This window comes from Mesorhizobium sp. Arg314 (assembly GCF_053714275.1).
This window is the reverse complement of the sequence record NZ_JBSKBP010000201.1, coordinates 1-738: the sequence shown is the minus strand read 5'-3', so window position 1 is coordinate 738 and position 738 is coordinate 1. Positions and strand designations below refer to the sequence as shown.

The window sequence follows — 738 nt, the reverse complement described above, 5'->3', positions numbered from 1 at the left end:
TGGCGCATCATGCCGACTGAGGCGAGAGCGCTGTAATGCGCCAGCGTGGCGGCTGCCGCATCAAGAGCGGCGTCGCAACCGTCGCGCGCCGTGATCTTGGCTAAAGCTGCCCTGAAAATCACTGTCCTGTCCGGTTGCTCGCTCATAAATTGACACTACACTTTGGGTAGAGGTATGACAATTGCCGGGGGAGGCGATTGGCATAAGAGCGGTTCAACGAAGGTCTCCCCGAGCTATGATCATATCTGCCGCTATCGCCAAAGGTGGCACTGGCAAATCGACCCTGCTGCGCGCGCTCGCATCGGTCGCTCTCAAGCGCGGCTACGCGGTAACACTCATCGACGGCGACGTTCGCCAGAACATGAGCCGCTGGGCTCAGATGCTCCAGGAGGCTGGCAATTGTCCCGACACACTCCAACTCGTCAGCGCCACGACGCCGCGCGAGATCCTGGAGGCGGCAGAATTGCACAATGCCGACCGTAGCGTGGTGCTGATCGACACCGAGGGCACGACGAACGACAATCTCATGGCCGGGCTATTTGCCGCCGATATCGTCGTGGTGCCGATCTTCTTCGCGCTCGACGACGTGACCGCCGCAATCCAGATCACCGATCACTACATTCCGCTCGCGGTCGAAACACGCCGGCGACCGCTGCCAGCGGTGTTTGTCCTGACAAAACAGACTATCATCGATGCGAAGGCGAGAGCTTTGACGGAACTGCGCGCAATCATACAGGC

1 protein-coding gene is annotated in these 738 nt (G+C 60.0%); it reads left to right on the top strand.

Annotated features, from left to right (window positions below; genetic code table 11):
- Nucleotides 1-235: 235 nt before the first annotated feature.
- Nucleotides 236-738: ParA family protein (locus tag ACWGS9_RS35075; RefSeq protein ID WP_454509464.1), on the top strand; the 503-nt coding region annotated here is incomplete at its 3' end.